The sequence below is a fragment of the Psychromonas sp. genome (assembly GCF_047632955.1).
In the GTDB taxonomy this organism is placed as follows: domain Bacteria; phylum Pseudomonadota; class Gammaproteobacteria; order Enterobacterales; family Psychromonadaceae; genus Psychromonas.
Genome location: NZ_JBLIED010000012.1, coordinates 1 through 15,102, shown reverse-complemented (window position 1 = coordinate 15,102; position 15,102 = coordinate 1). Strand labels below are relative to the sequence as shown.

General features: G+C 36.5%; 13 protein-coding genes. 6 read left to right on the top strand and 7 right to left on the bottom strand.

Translation table 11 applies throughout. From position 1 onward, the window contains the following. Nucleotides 1–371 precede the first annotated feature (371 nt). A complete protein-coding gene (gene pgi, locus ACJAZP_RS09435) occupies nt 372–2,024 on the top strand; it encodes a glucose-6-phosphate isomerase (RefSeq protein WP_415230491.1) in 1,653 nt (550 codons plus the stop codon). Between the two features lie 56 nt (nt 2,025–2,080). Here the strand turns inward: pgi and ACJAZP_RS09430 are convergent, their stop codons facing one another. Next, nucleotides 2,081–2,782: a 3-deoxy-D-manno-octulosonic acid kinase gene (locus tag ACJAZP_RS09430; RefSeq protein WP_415230490.1), complete on the bottom strand. Its 702-nt coding sequence runs from the start codon at nt 2,780–2,782 to the stop codon at nt 2,081–2,083. A gap of 103 nt (nt 2,783–2,885) precedes the next feature. On the opposite strand from ACJAZP_RS09430, the gene ACJAZP_RS09425 reads away from it, so the two are divergent. The 4 genes from ACJAZP_RS09425 (at nt 2,886) to ACJAZP_RS09410 (ending at nt 7,165) form a co-directional block, all read left to right on the top strand. Continuing rightward, entirely contained in the window at nt 2,886–3,935 is a 1,050-nt protein-coding gene (locus ACJAZP_RS09425; RefSeq protein ID WP_415230489.1) for a glycosyltransferase family 9 protein, read from the top strand. A 70-nt stretch (nt 3,936–4,005) separates the two neighbouring features. Next, nucleotides 4,006–4,788 carry a glycosyltransferase family 2 protein gene (locus ACJAZP_RS09420; protein ID WP_415230488.1) on the top strand — a complete coding sequence of 261 codons (783 nt, stop codon included), beginning with the start codon at nt 4,006–4,008 and terminating at the stop codon, nt 4,786–4,788. Between the two features lie 68 nt (nt 4,789–4,856). Beyond that, entirely contained in the window at nt 4,857–5,891 is a 1,035-nt protein-coding gene (locus tag ACJAZP_RS09415) for a glycosyltransferase family 4 protein (protein ID WP_415230487.1), read from the top strand. A gap of 314 nt (nt 5,892–6,205) precedes the next feature. Further along, nucleotides 6,206–7,165 (top strand): glycosyl transferase family 90, encoded by a 960-nt coding sequence (locus ACJAZP_RS09410; protein ID WP_415230486.1) that lies wholly within the window; start codon nt 6,206–6,208, stop codon nt 7,163–7,165. Nucleotides 7,166–7,243: 78 nt separating this feature from the next. Here the strand turns inward: ACJAZP_RS09410 and ACJAZP_RS09405 are convergent, their stop codons facing one another. The 6 genes from ACJAZP_RS09405 to rfaD form a co-directional block, all read right to left on the bottom strand. After that, nucleotides 7,244–8,260 carry a glycosyltransferase family 32 protein gene (locus ACJAZP_RS09405; RefSeq protein ID WP_415230485.1) on the bottom strand — a complete coding sequence of 339 codons (1,017 nt, stop codon included), beginning with the start codon at nt 8,258–8,260 and terminating at the stop codon, nt 7,244–7,246. Beyond that, nucleotides 8,254–9,534, bottom strand: coding sequence for a lipid IV(A) 3-deoxy-D-manno-octulosonic acid transferase (waaA, locus tag ACJAZP_RS09400; protein ID WP_415230484.1), 1,281 nt, complete (start codon nt 9,532–9,534; stop codon nt 8,254–8,256). The genes ACJAZP_RS09405 and waaA overlap by 7 nt, the downstream gene beginning before the upstream one ends. Then, on the bottom strand, nt 9,531–10,703 hold the full coding sequence (locus ACJAZP_RS09395; protein ID WP_415230483.1) for a glycosyltransferase: 1,173 nt from the start codon (nt 10,701–10,703) through the stop codon (nt 9,531–9,533). The genes waaA and ACJAZP_RS09395 overlap by 4 nt, the downstream gene beginning before the upstream one ends. Beyond that, the gene (locus tag ACJAZP_RS09390) at nt 10,700–12,004 is read right to left on the bottom strand and encodes an O-antigen ligase family protein (protein ID WP_415230482.1); all 1,305 of its coding nucleotides are present in this window, start codon (nt 12,002–12,004) and stop codon (nt 10,700–10,702) included. The genes ACJAZP_RS09395 and ACJAZP_RS09390 overlap by 4 nt, the downstream gene beginning before the upstream one ends. 262 nt (nt 12,005–12,266) lie before the next feature. Next, nucleotides 12,267–13,301 (bottom strand): lipopolysaccharide heptosyltransferase II, encoded by a 1,035-nt coding sequence (waaF, locus tag ACJAZP_RS09385; protein ID WP_415230481.1) that lies wholly within the window; start codon nt 13,299–13,301, stop codon nt 12,267–12,269. 1 nt (nt 13,302) lies between these two features. Next, entirely contained in the window at nt 13,303–14,253 is a 951-nt protein-coding gene (gene rfaD / locus ACJAZP_RS09380) for an ADP-glyceromanno-heptose 6-epimerase (protein WP_415230480.1), read from the bottom strand. Between the two features lie 369 nt (nt 14,254–14,622). Here rfaD and glpE point away from each other — a divergent pair, with 369 nt between their 5' ends. Continuing rightward, nucleotides 14,623–14,934, top strand: coding sequence for a thiosulfate sulfurtransferase GlpE (glpE, locus tag ACJAZP_RS09375; RefSeq protein ID WP_415230479.1), 312 nt, complete (start codon nt 14,623–14,625; stop codon nt 14,932–14,934). Nucleotides 14,935–15,102 lie beyond the last annotated feature (168 nt).

The following is a 15,102-nucleotide window of genomic DNA, read 5'->3' as shown; positions in this document are numbered from 1 at the left end:
GAAAATTGGATCTTTATTGTGAATTGCTTAGCTTGCATGCGGGTAATATGAAAAGACTTAATCTTAATAAGATAGTGGTAAACTGTAGTGAAAGATTAACGGGCAGTTAGACTAACAAGCTCGTTGTGACTTCTTGGAATAAAAATATGCCGCTATTTTGACTTGAAAGGGCCTCCATAAGGACTGTTTCAGAACACTGTAAAAACAGCTGTTTTTTTGTTTTTCTCTGTTTTTTATTTTAAACAAATAAAAATAACCTTTTACCAATTGAAATAGCAGCACTAAAATAGATTCAAATCACTATCTAAAATCTTTTTTTGTAGTTAAATAACTTTTCTTTCTTTTAAACATTAACTTTGTGGGAATTACCTATGTTAAAAAATATCAACCCAACAAAAACAGTTGCATGGTCTGAATTACAAACACTATTTAATGCCAATGCTGACATGAAAATATCAGCTCTTTTTGCCAATGATTCTGAACGTTTTAAGACATTTTCTCGTCAGTTTAATGATCATCTGTTGGTGGATTTTTCAAAAAACTTAATCACTGAAGAAATTTTCACAAAACTGCTCGCACTCGCTGAAGAAGTGGATCTTAAAGGCGCCATTAAAGCGCAATTTTCGGGTGAAAAAATCAATATAACGGAAAATCGTGCCGTATTGCATAGCGCACTGCGTAACCGCAGTAATACTCCGGTATTTGTTGATGGCGAAAACGTTATGCCAAAAATTAATGCTGTACTTGAAAAAATGAAAGGTTTCTGTGCAAAAGTACATTCCGGTGAGTGGAAAGGTTATACCGGTAAAGCAATTACCGATATCGTCAATATCGGCATCGGCGGTTCAGATTTAGGTCCTTTCATGGTAACCGAAGCGCTGCGCCCTTACAAAGTTGAAGGCATTGATGCACACTTTGTCTCTAACGTTGATGGTACGCATATTGTTGAAACTTTGGCTAAAGTTGATCCGGAAACGACCTTATTCTTAGTGGCTTCAAAAACATTTACCACCCAGGAAACCATGACCAATGCGCATAGCGCACGCGAGTGGTTCCTGAGCTTTGCACAGGATGAAGCTTTTGTTGCTAAACATTTTGCCGCGTTATCAACCAATGCAGACGCCGTTGCCGAGTTTGGTATTGATGTTGAGAATATGTTTGAATTCTGGGACTGGGTGGGTGGCCGTTATTCAATCTGGTCTGCTATTGGTTTATCCATTGCATTAACTATCGGCTTTGACAATTATGAAGAGCTGCTTGCAGGTGCGCATGAGATGGATAAGCATTTTGCAGAAACTGATTTTGAGAACAATATTCCGGTGATTCTAGCGGTTATTGGTATTTGGTATAACAATTTCCACGGCGCAGAGTCAGAAACTATTCTGCCTTATGATCAATATATGCATCGTTTTCCTGCTTATTTCCAACAGGGCAACATGGAATCCAATGGTAAATGTGTGGATCGTAACGGTGAAGCTGTAGATTACCAAACAGGCCCTATCATTTGGGGTGAGCCCGGTACTAATGGGCAACATGCCTTCTACCAACTGATTCACCAGGGTACAAAATTAATCCCTTGTGACTTTATCGCTCCTGCCGTAAGCCATAATCCAGCGGGTGATCATCATCCTAAATTGCTTTCTAACTTCTTTGCACAAACCGAAGCTTTAGCCTTTGGTAAGAGTAAAGAAACAGTAGAAGCTGAGTTTGCTGCTGCGGGTAAAACGCCTGAAGAGGTGGCGCATTTAGTGCCTTCTAAAGTATTTGCGGGTAATAAACCCACTAACTCAATCTTAGTGGATAAAATTACGCCGCAAACATTAGGTCAGCTGATTGCAATGTACGAACAAAAAGTTTTTGTGCAGGGTGTTATTTGGAACATCTTCAGCTTCGATCAGTGGGGCGTGGAGTTAGGCAAGCAACTAGCGGGTCAAATCTTACCTGAACTGACTACAACTGATGCAGTGAATAGCCATGATAGTTCAACCAACGGTTTGATCAATGCATGGAAAGCTTGGAAATAAGTTTTCAATCCTGAGGTTATACAGAGAACAAAAACCGCTTTAATTAAAGCGGTTTTTTATGCGTGGTAAGATTGAATGAGTACCTGCCAATCACTTTCTGACCAGTGAATATTACGTTTTTTGACTTCCTTGATAAATGAGCGTTTTAAACGTCTTAAGTTATCCTTCTTCCAGCTACTACCTTCTCGTTTAGTACATTTATCAAAATCGATTATCCAGACTTTATTACTCTTATCGATCAGAATATTATGAATATTAAGATCAGTATGATCAACTTGGGCATTATGCATTTTACGAATCTCGTGACCAATATCGCTATATAATGAACAACTTAATGATTGTGATTGCAAAATAGAAACCAGATCTTCAGCATCAGGTATTTTTTCTGAGAGCAGATCAGCCTGATAGTAAAAGCCTTTTTTTATTGCGCGTGCAGCAATAGGACGAGGAACATGGACCCCATCGCGAATGAGTTCTTCTAATAATTTAAATTCTTGCAGACTGCGGGTTTTTTCCCAACTAAAAAAGAGATAACCATCTTTGATTATTTTACCCAGTAAACCACCTCGCCGATAATGTCGTAAAGCAGCTTCGATGACCTTTGTTTGCACAAACCAGGTGGTGCCTCTACCTTGGGCAGAACCAATAATAGCCCGTTGTTTTTGCCAAAAACTGACTGAGAAGCAAAACTCGGGAGGCTCAGTTAATAGTTTGGGATCGTAATAAATAAACTGTTTTGCCGTTTGCAGGATTTTCATTTTTGATTCACTTTAAAGTTTGCTTGCTATCTATTTTACATTAAGCCCGTTAGGCTGCATAATTCTATTTTTTCACTTATCTGAAGTTAAGAGAACCTCTTTTATGCCTCTTTTTTCATCTGCACCAGAGTCATTATGTATTCTCCGTTTGTCTGCAATTGGTGACGTATGTAATGCGGTATCTGTTGTGCAAGCTATTCAAAAACAGTGGCCAAACACCAAAATTACTTGGGTGATGGGTAAGATGGAAGCGCAGCTACTGAGTGATTTGCCTAATGTTAATGTACTTGTGTTTGATAAAAATCGTGGCATAAAAGCGTATTTTGAACTGTGGCGTGCATTAAAAGGAAAACGTTTTGATGCTCTATTACATTTGCAAACAGCATTGCGCGCGAGCATCGTGAGCTTAGGTATTAAAGCAAAATATAAATTGGGTTTTGATGCACAACGCAGCAGTGATATGCAGTCTTTTTTTATTAACCATAAAGTCCCTTCCCCAAAATCGGCGCATGTATTGGATGGTTTTAAAGCCTTTATTTTAGAGCTTGGTATAGAGGATGAGCCATTACAATGGCATATTCCGATTAGCCGGCAAGATCAGCAATGGGCGTTGACAAAGGTTAATAATAAAGCAACAGTTGTGGTCGTGCCTGGTGCAAGTAAGGCTTATAAAAACTGGACCGCGCAAGGTTATGCGCAAGTCATAGATCATCTTGTTAAAAAAGGTTTCCAAGTAATACTTGCTGGGAGTCCCGCTGAGGTTGAAATCGATTTGGCTGAAAAGGTGGTTAAGCATTGTCCGGTAAATATGATTAACCTTGTTGGTAAAAGTTCGTTAAAGCAAATGCTGGCGTTATTAAAAGAGAGCAAGCTTGTGATTGCTCCAGATACCGGCCCGGCACATATGGCGGTTGCAGTAAATACACCTGTTATCGGTTTATATGCGCATCATAACCCTTTGCGTACTGGCCCTTATTTATATCGTGATTATGTGGTCAGTGCTTATCAACAGGCAATTGAAGCTGAAACGGGTAAAAAATTATCTGATTTGTCATGGCGAGCTCGGGTTAAAGATCCGCAAGCTATGCAGCGGATTAAGGTCTGTGATGTGGTAAATATGGTTGATAAAGCGGTCACGGATTTTTCTTTATAAGTGTATTATTTACATTTCAATGACCGCTTTATTCCAAATACATTTTTTATTTTAAAACAGAGAACCTAATATGATTACAGGTATGGTTATTACTTTAAACGAATCAAAAAATATCATTGGATGTATTGAATCATTATTACAGGTTTGCTCTGAAATTATTATTGTTGATTCAAATAGTACTGATAATACGGTCGAGTTAGCAGAAAGTTTAGGCGCAAAAGTCATTACGCAAAGCTATCTCGGTGATGGTTTTCAGAAAAACGTGGGATTAGATTACGCTTCTAATGAGTGGGTCTTAAGTCTTGATGCCGATGAGCGCTTGACTGATGAAATGGTCAGTGAAATTAAAGCTGTAGATTTAACTACAACTAATCATGATGCGTTTGCTTTTCGTCGTCGTAATTACATTGGTAGCCGTTGGATAAAACAATGCGGTTGGTATCCTGATTTTTGTATTCGTTTATATAACAGTAAAAAAACTAAATTCTCAGAAGTAAAACAACACGCTTCTGTACAAGCTCAGAATCCGAAACGAATTGAAGCGGATATTATCCACTATTCTTTTGAAAATCTTGGACAACTGTTTGCCAAACCAGGACGAAATTTTAGTGGGCGTGCAGCCAAAATCATGTATAAAAAAGGTAAATGCGCCAATAGCTTTTCTCCTTTCACGCACGGTTTAAATGCATTTATTCGTAAATATATTTTTCAAAAAGGTTTTTTAGGAGGTGTTGACGGTATGACTGTTGCCTTAAGTTCTGCGGTGAACAGTTACTTAAAATATGCAAAGTTATTAGAGTATCAACGTGACCCTAAAGTCATTGAAAATGAAGACTTTGATAAGATTTGGTAAGATCAGATATTACTGGGATCGGAAACTAAGATCGTTTCACTATATAAGTTTTATTTTAAGGTTTTTGCATGCATATTTGTCACGTCAATTTAGCAAGTGGTTTTAGCGGCGGTGAACGTCAGACATTACAGCTTATTAAACAGCAATTAAAAGAAGGTTATCAGCTAACTGTTGTTGCTAACCCTAAAAGTCCATTTACTGATGAAATTAAAAAATTACCTTGTAAGTTAGTGCTTGCCTCTCATTCCCTGATGCAGCATAAAAAATCAATTACGTCAGAATGTCGGTTGATTCATGTACATGAAGGGCGTGCTATTTATTGGGCGTACTTGCAGTCGATACTTTTCGGAATCCCTTACATTGTGACTCGTAGAATTGATAACCCTTTAAAAAGCAAATGGCTTTCAAATAAAGCATATGCAAAAGCATCGGCTCTGGTGGGTTTAAGTAACGCGATTGTTGATGCTGTTAAAGTCCGGCATCCGCATGCTAATGTGCATAAAATTCCGAGCTCTCCAGTTGTTTATCCTGTTAACGATGAGTTAGTTGCTGATATTAGAGATAAATTTGACAGTCAGTTTATTGTGATTCAAGCGGCTAATTTATTGAAGCATAAAGGTCATCGTACCTCGATTGAGGCTGCACGTTTGTTACAAATAACTCATCCTAATATTCATTTTGTATTACTGGGTGATGGTCCGGAAAGGAACGTGTTAGAGAAACTCGCCTCTGCTGTAGATAATGTCACCTTTGCAGGAAAACAGAGTGATATGGGAAGCTGGTTTGCAGCTGCGAATCTCTTAATTCACCCCTCTTACAGTGAAGGCTTGGGCTCCGTTATATTAGAGGCGATGGCGGCAGGATTGCCAGTAGTCGCGAGTGATGCAGGCGGTATCCCCGATATTATAGATGATGGAATATCTGGATTGTTGATTGAGGCGGGTAATAGTGTGCAATTGGCCGAGGCGATTTGCCGAGTTGAGTCATCTTTATTACTGCGTAGTAACTTACTTATAGGAGCTAACAAAAAGTTGGCTATGTTTGATATTGCTTATACATCAACTCTCTATAAAAAGCTTTATTTTTCAATTAGTCATTCATAATGCTCATAACTCAGATTCGGTGTTTGTAACTAATTGTTTTTAAGTGTATTTTTATAAATATAAATATAAATTTGAATTAAGAAATATTGATTATCTCTGTTTTGTATCTGTTATAAAAGTATAACTTTTTAATTAACTCATTATCCATTGATTTTTAGACAGGAGCATTTTACCTGTAAGTATATGTTTCTATTGCCAAGTTAAATAATGAAAAAGCGATTTTTTTGATCCTAAATGTGGGTCGTAAAATTATAAGCAGAAGTTAATTAAACAACTATCCTTGCTGGAAAAAGAAGGGTAACAACAGGTTATTTATGATCAGTCCATTACAGCGTAAAAAAATAAAATATTATTTTTTAAACACTCTTAGTTTATTATTGCCCAGTTTTTTGTATCGGTTTTTATTAATTAAAAAGTTGCAGAAGCTGAGTCTGCATGATGCTGAATACCTGTGGGAGCGCGTTAATTACTATAACAAAATAAAGCATAGTTTTATTTATTCCCAAGATGCAATCCAAATTAGTGACTTTAAAAAAGATGGCGGGACGGCTTATTTTTTTGATTTCAAAAAAATAATTCGCCATTTCCCTCGGCATTTAAAGGTGAGTTATCTTTTTGGTGATGTTATTACTGTCCCTCAAAATCCTGTATTTGTAAAAAGTAGACCGATCTTAAGTGATAATAAAAATTCAATTTTATTAAAACTGAACAGTATCCGTCACTATAATTTTGTTGATGATTCGATACCTTATCAGAATAAAAAAGATCAAGTTGTATGGCGAGGGGCGGGATTTAGACAGCACAGATTGGATATGTTAAATCAATTTTATTTACATCCATTATGTAATGTTGGCAGAGTTGATTTTGAAAAAAAATCTGAGTACGATACGCTTGCTGTGACATTATTTAAATCAAAAATGACCATTCCAGAGCAGCTTCAGTATAAATTTATTCTCAGTATTGAAGGAAAAGATGTTGCAACCAATCTAAAATGGATAATGTCTTCTAACTCATTGTGTTTAATGATAAAACCTAAGTTTGAAACCTGGTTTATGGAAGGTCTACTTGAAGCCGGAGTGCATTACGTCGAGCTGAAAGATGATTACTCTGATTTAATTGAAAAAATGCAATATTATTTAGAGTATGAAGAGCAAGCATTGCAGATCATCAAAAATGCCAATAACTATGTTGAACAGTTTAAAGATGAAAAACGAGAGCAATTAATTCAATTGCTGGTTGCCCAGAAATACTTCCAACAAACGGGGCAGTTTTAACCGCAACTTGCTTTATTTTTATTTCGTTATTTGTTGGAATATATCTTCGGCACTATTTTCTGAATGCATCGAAAGGTATTAGTATTTATCTAATAGGCTTTTCATATAAGCTATACGCTCTTTGAATATTTGGCTTTCTTGATAATCTTTTTTATAGGTTTGTTTTGATACATAAGCATCTTTAAATTGAATGATAGGCTCATTGTCCACTACGCGTTTATTTGAACGGTTTATTAATTCTTGCCAAATTTTTATCGTGTCAGGTTGATTTAGTGCCTCATTAAAAAAATATCCAACAGAAAAATAGGGCATAAACCCTTTTTTTTCTGCCTGTGCAACTAGGTCTGAAAAAAAACGAACACTCTCTTGATCTCTTCTCCCAATTTTTTTTATTCGATTTGAAAGCATTAAACTATCTTTTCTGGGTTTAAATAAGTATTCAATAAACAGTTTGAGGTTATATTTAGTTATTATTGAGCCTTTATTGGCTGCAATAAACCAAGCTTCAATAGGCCGTGTTTTATTTTCTTTATGTCGAAAAGTGAAAAAACCAATCTGTTTTGTCTCATTATTAAGCCATGAACTGAGAGGCTGAAGGCAAAATGTAGTTGTATCAGCCCAAACTCCACCATAAAGAGATAGGAGGTATAAGCGTAATATGTCCGCTTTCATCGCAAACCCTAAATTGACAGTAGCCAGCTTAAATACAGCATTAAAATCAAATCCTAATATTTCATTTAAGTTATTATCATTGAGTAGGATCACATCGTAATCGGGGTTTGATTTTTTCCATGATGCGATACTAAAATGTACGACTTCCGGTGCTGTTTCTAGGGAGGAATTCCAATACAACCAGAGCTTTTTAGGGATCGAGTTATCAATATTTTTAGAGTACTGACAAGCTGACTCTATAATCCGTAGACTATTTTGGGCTGCATTAAGCTCAGCTTGCTTTATATCTGAAAGGATATTGGAATGAGTTTTTATATTGATATTATATCGTTCGTTATAACGACGGCTTAAAAATGGAATGCTTTTACGTAGCCAAAAAAAGTTTTTTTCAAAAACCCGAGATTGAATAATAGCGGTCAGCATTTGTTTACCTTATTGATAGAAAAAAGTACGCCCATTGAACGATCAATTGCTCCTTGTTGCCCTTTGAAAAACCGTAAAGCATTTGAAGATAACTCTGTAGCAGATTCTATATCAGTTAATAATGTTAAAATAGAAGAAGTTAGATCTTTTTCTTGGACGACGAGACAGCCTTTATTAGTCACTAAGGTATTGACGATTTCAGCAAAATTAAAATAACTTGGGCCGATAATGGTTGGAATGTTTAAGGCGATCGGCTCTAATATATTATGGCCGCCCACTTTATTTCCTAATAAACTTCCCCCCATAAAGCAGGCATCTGAAGCACCAATGAGCGTTAGCATTTCTCCCATAGTATCACCAATATAAACTTGTATACCTTCGTCGACAGGACGCTTAGAGGTTCTTCTAATGACGGTTAAATTTTCAGCTTGGCATAGTTCAAAAACATCATTAAAACGATCTGGGTGGCGAGGCACTAATATCAACAGCGCATTAGGTATCGATTGTAATAGTGCTTTATGTGCCATGAGTATTTTCTCATCTTCACCTTTATGAGTGCTGGCTGCAATCCAAACAGGCCGGTTAGTGCCTATTTGCTCTCGAAGTTGTTTACCTGATTCAATAACTTCTTCAGTTATTTTTATATCAAACTTAACCGAGCCCGTAACACATACTTTTTCTGGCGATATACCAAGAGTAATAAAGCGTTCTGCATCATCTTTATATTGACAACATATTTGCGTTAAATGTTTCCCTAATAAGTTGAAAAAGGGCTGTACTTTTTTGTAACCTCGATAGGATTTTTCAGATAAACGAGCATTTATTACATAAATGGGTATTTTAAACTGAGCAACCGTATGCAAAGTGTTAGGCCATAGCTCCGTTTCCATAATAAGCATTTTTGTTGGCTTGGTTGCTTTTATAAAGCCACGCACAGCAAAACAAAAATCGATCGGCATGTATCTGTGCTCAACTAAACTGTCAAGCTTGGCGATTTGCTCTGCTCCAGTGCTGGTAGTCGTTGTCACGACTATCGTTTGCTCTGGGTATCGCTTTTTTAATGCTTTAATCACAATGGTCGCAGCTATTGCCTCACCGACAGAAACTGCATGTATCCATATTGGTGGTTGATCACTTTTTAGAGGTGGGGTAATGCCAAAATGCTCTTTCCATCGTGACCCAAAAGCAGGTTTCCCTTCTTTTTTCTTATATAATGAATAAAGAAATAAAGGTGATAAAAGTGTCAGGAGCAAGGTATAGGTAAGCCTAATCATACGGATATAAACTCATTAATGTATTGCTTGACGATAATTTTTCCATCGAACTTATTTAAGGTGGCCTGAACAAAATCAGAGAAAGTCTGATTCCATTTTAACTTTAAGGCGAGATTCATTTTTTCAGCCAGTGCTTCAGGTGTTTCTTTTGCGATGAAAGGTTCGAGTTGACCATTCATTATCTGTCTTATTCCTCCTTGGCTGTCCGTTGATACGACTTTTGTGCCGCAGGCCAAAGCTTCAATTAATACCATACCTAACCCTTCAAACTTTGAACTTAGTACAAAAAGATCTGCTTGTTGGTACCAAGGGAAAGGATTAGTTTGCTGTCCTTTAAAAAACACGCGTTTTGATAATTTTAATCTCTCTATAGTTGCTTCTATATTAGCTAAATCTTTACCAGCTCCAACGATAATAAGATCATGCTCAATATCGTTTTGTAAAATAATTTGGTGATAGGCTTCAACTAAAAGAGAGAAGTTTTTTTGAGGCGCAAGGCGACCTAGCCCTAGAATAAAAGGTTTTGGGTGTAATGGTTGCGTTACTCTGCCTGCATCTTCTTTTATTTTGGTAAAATCATTTGGGTTGTTTAATGTGATCACTTTATTCGCTGTGATCTGGTGTGTTTTGGCCATATCCATAAAACTGTTTAAGGCGCCATCGGAAACACAAACTACATTTCTATTTTTGAATAACTTTGTAAAAATCCATTTTGAGAGTTTGCCATACATATGTTTCTTTTGGACGTTTTCACAAACATAGATAAAGCGACTATCTTGTACAGGCCAAAGGTGCTCAAAAGTACCTTGGCCTCGAAAAATAACTAAATCAAATTTACCACTTTTCTTTTCAAGAGATTCTAATTGTTTTTTAAATGCAATTGCTTCCGCGTAAGCAAACCAAATAGGGAACGTTTTTCTAAACATTATATTTAATAATTGGCATGCTATTAACCAAAATATGCCAATACCACTACACAACACACTCTTTTTTAGGTTAAAAAGACGAACAGGAATATTAGTATTTCGAGGCTCAATCTCCTTTTTTCTATTTTTTAAATAGATCAAATCAGTTGAATATCCGGCTTCGTAAAACGCATCCGCTAGATTAACAGCAACACGCTCCATTCCACCAATTTTTAATGTATTAACAACAACTGCAATTTTCATATTAATTTTTTCGTTTTATTCAAAGATGAGGTCAAGTAGAAAGTATAAAATCCAGCAAACATAATGTTGTGAGTATAGACACCGAAAGTACGACCGTTAAAGGTTTCAAAACAATTAATACAAGCCCAAAAAGTAACAAATATCAGAGAGAATAGGGTGATAACCTTTAATTCAGGTTGTTGTTTTTGGGAGATAAATAAAGAGCGTACTAGCCAATAATACAAAGTGTAAATAAGAAGAAGTCCAAAGACACCATAAGCGACTAAGGTTTCAATATGATAATTATGCAGGTGCCCGAACCTTTTTAGGTCACCTGTAAATTTATCTGATTGTTGAATAACCTCCGGAATAGCTGCAGGACTACTACCAATAATAGGGCGCTCTTTTATCCAATCCGCCGCTGCAATCCAAGAATTCACTCTAATGCCCATGCTTGTCATCGCTATGTTATCTAAATCACCAGAAACAATTTTTTGTAATGTTGTTGTGTTACGTAAAACACGCTCGTGTATAATCTCTAACTGGCTTAAACCAGCAAAGGTGACTCCAATGAGTAAATAACTGATGAAAATAAATTTTCTATTTGAATTTTGATATACGGCAGTATAAAAAATGGGGGATAGGATAAGGGCTATCGAAAGGGCTAGCCATGCCTGTCTTGATTGAGTGACTATAATGACAAAAGCAAAGAAAAGGAAACCTAAAATGATAAAAATAGACAGCAGTACTTTATTTGAATGAGTCAGGGTTTGAAACGGCTTTCGGTTTGATAACAGCTGAGTGAAAATCAAGCCACATATCAGTAAGGATATACTGGAAAACATTGACGTAAATTGTGCATTTTTAATCGCAAAGTCCACTCGAACGCCATTTATGGCTTGAGTAACTTCATTGAAGAAATTGACATGTACAAAACAACCGATGATAAAGCCAATCGCGAGCGCTCCCCATAGTAGGTAAACATTACGCAGGCTGCCCTTTAGCCAGTAAGCCATAAGCACAAAGCCGAATAATTTTCCGAGACGATCTACTGTTGGGAAGCTATTTGCTATGTCAGATAGATTGATATATGCATTTAACCAGCTAATAATGGCAATAAATATTGCAAGGACCAATAGCTTGAACATCGGATCTTTAAATATAATGCTCCGATGATAGAAAAAGATGGGAATGCTGCCAATGATAAAAATCAATTGAAATATTTTGGCTATATCTTCATTTGGTATTAAAAACAATGAATATAAGAGTATGGATAACAACATCACCATAGCGTAATTTTTATGTTCAAATATATATTTCATATTTTCCATTTTAATTTAAAAGGATTAGATTCTTGTGTGAATAGAGTTTTCCAAGCATCTTAGAATCCATATAATTTAAATGATTATCATCTTTATAAATGAGAATACGGTCTGCTATGCTAGCAATTAAAAAATAGACCGTATAAAGGATATCAACACCGATATAGCTATCTGGAATTAATGAAAAATCCAGATGCTAAAAAATATTCAATGAAACGGCGCTAGCTCTTAAGTCATCAATGTTTTTTTTGTATGTTAACATTTAATGACTGTCTTTTAATTTATTAAGAACACGACTTGGTGCTAAGTCTTTTAAACATTTTAAATGGCCAAGTGGACATTCCCGTTTAAAACAAGGCCTGCATTCAATATCGACACTAACAATATCCACTTTTGAGGCTAATGGCGGAGTATATTTAGGCGAAGTGGAACCATAAATTCCAATGACATGACAGCCAACGGCTGCCGCAACGTGCATTAAACCGGAATCGTTGCTGACGACGGTTTGGCAGGCAGCTAACAGATCAACTGCTTCAATAAGGTTGGTTGTACCCGCTAAATTGTAAACTGCTTGCTGGTTTGTCACTGCTACAAGGCTTTTTATTTTATCCGTGACGATTTTATCTTTTGCTGAACCAAATAAACAAACTTGATAACCCTGATTGATCATCTCATTGGCAACTTCAGCATAATGCTCTTCTGGCCAGCGCTTAGACGGACCAAATTCTGCCCCTGGGCATAACCCTAAAATGGGTTTATTTTGATTTAAGTTAAATTTTTTAATTGCTTGTAGCTGCTTATTTATATCAATAAATAAACAGGGTTTTGCAAGGTTATCAAGTCCTCCCAAGCTGGCTGAGTTGTTCATTTCTTTTTTAGGAAAAGCCAGTGCAATGTAGCGCTCAACCATATATTGAAATGATTTTTTATTGGTGCGAATGTCGTTTAATAAACCATAACGGCTTTCACCTTTCCAACCTATACGTTTGGGAATATTTGCAAAAAAGGGAATCAAGGCTGATTTAGCTGAATTTGGCAGAATATAAGCTTGATCATACTGCTCTTCACGTAAAGCTTTGCCAAGTTGACGACGTTTAAAGAAAGAGAACTGTCCATGTGTTAAGGGCATTTCAATGGCGTTATTAACCTCCGGCATGCGATCAAGAATCGGTTTGCACCATGCCGGTGCCATAACATCAATAGTGGCCTCTGGATGCTTATTTTTTAATGTAATATAGAGACTTTGCGACATCACCATATCACCGACCCAAGAAGGGCCGATAATTAATATTTTCATCTTATTTATTCAACCAAACCATATATTCTGCAGTACCTTGTGCAACCGTTTTAAATACTTCTTTGTATCCCGCTGCCCGCAAATTGGTTAAATCAGCTTCGGTAAAACTCTGGTAACGGCCTTTTAAATGGTCTGGGAAAGTGATGCGCTCAATTTCAGCATTAGCGCCTTTCTCTTCATTATGGTATTTGATGGCCGCTTTACCAACCTCTAGGAAAGATTGTGCTTGACCTGTACCTAAATTAAAAATACCTGAGACTGCATTATCTAAAAACCATAGGTTTACGTTACAGACATCGCCAACATAAACGAAATCACGCTTATGTTCACCTTCAAACAGTTTGGCATTTTCACCGGCATTAAGCTGGTTATTTAAATGGAAAGCGACACTCGCCATGCTGCCTTTATGCTGTTCGCGCGGGCCATAGACATTAAAGTAACGGAAGCCGGTAATCTGCGGCAGTGTTTCCCCGTATTCTTGCGCATCTTCCCAAATACGACGAACATATTGATCAAACTGAAACTTCGAATAACCATAGACATTTAAAGGTTTTTCATACATTAATTCTTCTTTAAAGGTATCGTTACCGCCATAAACGGCTGCTGATGATGCATATAAAAAGGGAATATCACGCTCGATACAATAATGCAGAAGATCTTTTGAATATTCGTAGTTGTTTTCCATCATGAATTTACCATTCCACTCGGTGGTTGCAGAGCAGGCACCTTCATGAAAAATAGCATCGATATTTCCAAACTCCTGGCCTGAAACTATTTGCGTAATAAACTCATCTTTATCCATATAATCCATTATCTGCAAATCAACCAGGTTTACAAATTTCGTACCATCGGTAAGGTCGTCAACAACGAGAATATCTGTAATACCGCGTTCATTGAGTGACTTAACAATATTACTGCCGATAAAACCTGCGCCGCCTGTGACTATAAACATCTTTTTACTCCTTAATGGAAATATTAACAATTAATCAAAAAATAGCCGATATTATAACATGCAATTATTTAAAGTGGCATCTCAACTTGGAGAACTAAAGCTGTTTAGCTTAATTGTTTCTGGATTTTATATGCAGCTTATCAAGCTTTTATTGCCACTGTCAGTAGATACTTTCAAGTGTTAATGCAAAATCGAAAGTCAGCATTTATTTTAAGCAGTGATCCTATAAATTATAATATTTGCAGATATATGTTGGTTAAAAAATGGGTACGGATAACTATTTATTGAGCATGTAAATGAAATGTTGCAACTATTTAGTACTATTTGTTAAATTGAATCTGTACAGGTTACTTTTAATAGGAAATTACTATGTCAGGCTATCAGTTAATTAATGCTAATGATGCAAAACAACGCTCGCTAAAAGAAAATATTCAGCTCGTTGATATTCGAGATTCCAACTCCTTTGAAACAGATCATGCACAAGGCTCTTTTCACCTCACTAACGATACTATTGCCGACTTTATAAAAGAGGTCGAGGTTAATACGACCGTCTTTGTCATCTGCTACCATGGCAATAGCAGTAAAGGTGTTGCACAATACCTTTGTGATCAGGGGTATTCGGATGTTTACAGCGTGAATGGCGGATTTGAGGGGTGGAAACTTGCCCAACCGCAGGAATAAAATAACTGTTATTTTTATAGAAAGGCAAAAAGATGAGCGTAGTTTAGAGCGATGTTATTGATGCGAGAGGATTGTATTGGAGAAAGAAGCGCAGCGGGTTTTTTTAAGTATTCAAAGAGCGTCTCTAATTAATGAAATGGGTATAGATTATTTAACTGTTATTTTTAT

Excerpts from the sequence above, each read along its gene's own strand:
- pgi (WP_415230491.1), top strand. The coding sequence starts at position 372 with ATGTTAAAAAATATCAACCCAACAAAAACAGTTGCATGGTCTGAATTA.
- ACJAZP_RS09430 (WP_415230490.1), bottom strand. The coding sequence starts at position 2,782 with ATGAAAATCCTGCAAACGGCAAAACAGTTTATTTATTACGATCCCAAA.
- ACJAZP_RS09425 (WP_415230489.1), top strand. The coding sequence starts at position 2,886 with ATGCCTCTTTTTTCATCTGCACCAGAGTCATTATGTATTCTCCGTTTG.
- ACJAZP_RS09420 (WP_415230488.1), top strand. The coding sequence starts at position 4,006 with ATGATTACAGGTATGGTTATTACTTTAAACGAATCAAAAAATATCATT.
- ACJAZP_RS09415 (WP_415230487.1), top strand. The coding sequence starts at position 4,857 with ATGCATATTTGTCACGTCAATTTAGCAAGTGGTTTTAGCGGCGGTGAA.
- ACJAZP_RS09410 (WP_415230486.1), top strand. The coding sequence starts at position 6,206 with ATGATCAGTCCATTACAGCGTAAAAAAATAAAATATTATTTTTTAAAC.
- ACJAZP_RS09405 (WP_415230485.1), bottom strand. The coding sequence starts at position 8,260 with ATGCTGACCGCTATTATTCAATCTCGGGTTTTTGAAAAAAACTTTTTT.
- waaA (WP_415230484.1), bottom strand. The coding sequence starts at position 9,534 with ATGATTAGGCTTACCTATACCTTGCTCCTGACACTTTTATCACCTTTA.
- ACJAZP_RS09395 (WP_415230483.1), bottom strand. The coding sequence starts at position 10,703 with ATGAAAATTGCAGTTGTTGTTAATACATTAAAAATTGGTGGAATGGAG.
- ACJAZP_RS09390 (WP_415230482.1), bottom strand. The coding sequence starts at position 12,004 with ATGAAATATATATTTGAACATAAAAATTACGCTATGGTGATGTTGTTA.
- waaF (WP_415230481.1), bottom strand. The coding sequence starts at position 13,301 with ATGAAAATATTAATTATCGGCCCTTCTTGGGTCGGTGATATGGTGATG.
- rfaD (WP_415230480.1), bottom strand. The coding sequence starts at position 14,253 with ATGTTTATAGTCACAGGCGGCGCAGGTTTTATCGGCAGTAATATTGTT.
- glpE (WP_415230479.1), top strand. The coding sequence starts at position 14,623 with ATGTCAGGCTATCAGTTAATTAATGCTAATGATGCAAAACAACGCTCG.